Source organism: Paramesorhizobium salinisoli (genome assembly GCF_003335045.1).
In the GTDB taxonomy this organism is placed as follows: domain Bacteria; phylum Pseudomonadota; class Alphaproteobacteria; order Rhizobiales; family Rhizobiaceae; genus Paramesorhizobium; species Paramesorhizobium salinisoli.
Genome location: NZ_QOZG01000073.1, coordinates 1 through 1967 on the forward strand (window position 1 = coordinate 1; position 1967 = coordinate 1967).

Annotated in this window: 2 protein-coding genes; one reads left to right on the forward strand and one right to left on the reverse strand. The window is 55.4% G+C overall.

What is annotated here, in order from left to right:
- Positions 1 to 49 precede the first annotated feature (49 nt).
- Entirely contained in the window at positions 50 to 382 is a 333-nt protein-coding gene (locus tag DUT91_RS24870; RefSeq protein WP_114443041.1) for a cupin domain-containing protein, read from the reverse strand.
- Positions 383 to 472: 90 nt separating this feature from the next.
- On the opposite strand from DUT91_RS24870, the gene DUT91_RS24875 reads away from it, so the two are divergent.
- A complete protein-coding gene (locus DUT91_RS24875; RefSeq protein WP_114443040.1) occupies positions 473 to 1957 on the forward strand; it encodes an aminotransferase-like domain-containing protein in 1485 nt (494 codons plus the stop codon).
- Positions 1958 to 1967: the final 10 nt, after the last annotated feature.

Genomic DNA, 1967 nt, shown 5'->3' on the forward strand with positions numbered 1-1967 from the left:
CAAGACTGGAGGAAAGTCCGAGATCGGCCCATCAGGGAATTGCGGGCAACTAGATCCATACGTCTATGTCTTTCGTTCTCTCGCCCCCGGCGGTGCCGGTATTGGGCGTTCCCCTAGGCTCGATCAGCAGCAGTTGAACCTCATTTTCCGCAAAAGGTTTGTGTTCCACGCCCTTTGGCACGACGTAGAGTTCTCCGGTTCGGACAGTTACCGATCCATCGCGGAAATCGATGCGAAGCTCTCCGTCGATGACCAGGAATGTCTCGGCGGTGTCGGGATGATCGTGCCAGACGAAATCGCCCTCCAGCTTCACGACCTTGAATTGATAGTCGTTCATTTCGGCAATGATCCGCGGAGTCCATTGATCCTGGATCAGGTTCATCTTCTCCGCGATGTTGATCGGTCTCTCGGCCCGGTAATTGGTCACGTGGTGCCTCCTTGAATTGGTACTGCCGCATTTGACACGCGCCGGATGTCCGGTACAGATGCAGATATGAGAAATTCGAACAGTACAGATGAAGCCGCATCGGCCGGCCCCGCCGCCTCCATGCCGCTTTACATGAGGATCGCCTCGGAACTGTCGCTGCGTATCGCGTCAGGAGATCTGCCAACGGGCGCCAAATTGACGTCTCTGCGCGGATTGGCCAAACAGAAACAAATCAGCGTCGCCACCGTCGAGGCCGCTTATGGTGAGTTGCTTTCGTCGGGCATGATCGAAGCCCGTCCCAAGTCCGGCTATTACGTTTGCGACAAGGGACGACCGGCAGCGAAACTGCCGTCGAGAACCCGCCCGAATGGAAGTGCTGCGACCGTTTCGGTCAGCAAGCCCTCTTTGGCGCTGCTTGAGCATGCATCCAACCCCAAGATGGCACCCTTCGGATGCGCCATTCCGGCCACCGATGTATTGGAAACCGCTCGGCTGGATCGGCTCATGAATCGCCTGAACAAGGCGGCGGATGGCAACTTAAACATTTACGGGACGCCGATGGGACTGTCCGAGCTTCGCCAACAGATCGCACGAAGACACGCGGCCATGGGGGATTTCCCGGAAATCGACGATATCCTGATCACCAACGGCTGCACCGAAGCCCTTTATCTCGCGCTGCAGGCGGTCACAGAGCCTGGAGACACAGTTGCGGTGGAATCGCCGGTTTATTTTGGGGTTCTTCAGATCATGGAAACGCTGGGTCTCAAGGCTCTGGAACTTCCAACTGATCATAAGGGTGTTTCCTTGGATGCGTTAGAAGGTCACCTTCGCAAAGGTGGCGTTTCTGCTTGCCTCTTATCGTCCAGTTTTTCTAATCCAATGGGGGCGACGATGCCCGCCAGTTTAAAAGAAACGCTGCTGGAACTTCTTGGACGCTTCAATACGCCGCTGATCGAGGACGATGTCTACGGTGATTTGGACACCGGCGATGCGCGACCCAAGCCATTCATATCCTTGTCGAGCGCAACTGAGGTTATCTACTGCAGTTCTTTTTCCAAATCTCTGGCGCCTGGATATCGCGTCGGATGGATACGCAGCAAGTCAAGGATGCACAATCTGGTCAAGCGGAAGTTCTCGACCACACTGTGCTCAGCACCTCTGCCGCAGATTGCAATTGCGCGTTATATTCAGTCAGGTGCCTACGATCGGCACCTTCGTCGCTTGCGCAAGATATTGCGAAAGAGTGTCCACGAGACGCGTTCTGAATTGATGAGATGTCTGCCGGCAGGCAGCCGCATATCAAATCCGGCAGGTGGCTTCGTACTTTGGGCAGAACTCCCTCCCACCGTAGATACAAACGTGATGTTCAAGCGTGCCTTGGCGGAGAACCTGTGCTTCGCTCCAGGTGCCTTGTTCTCGGCATCGGGCAACTATCGCAATTGTTTTCGGGTGAGTTGCGGCCACCACTGGAACCAAGCGATCAAGGTATCGATCCGCAGACTGGGCGAGCTTACACATCAACTTCAATAGTGGAATGGCC

What these genes read in the sequence shown, in the direction of transcription:
- DUT91_RS24870 (WP_114443041.1), bottom strand. Translation starts at nt 382, where the DNA reads ATGAACCTGATCCAGGATCAATGGACTCCGCGGATCATTGCCGAAATG.
- DUT91_RS24875 (WP_114443040.1), top strand. Translation starts at nt 473, where the DNA reads ATGTCCGGTACAGATGCAGATATGAGAAATTCGAACAGTACAGATGAA.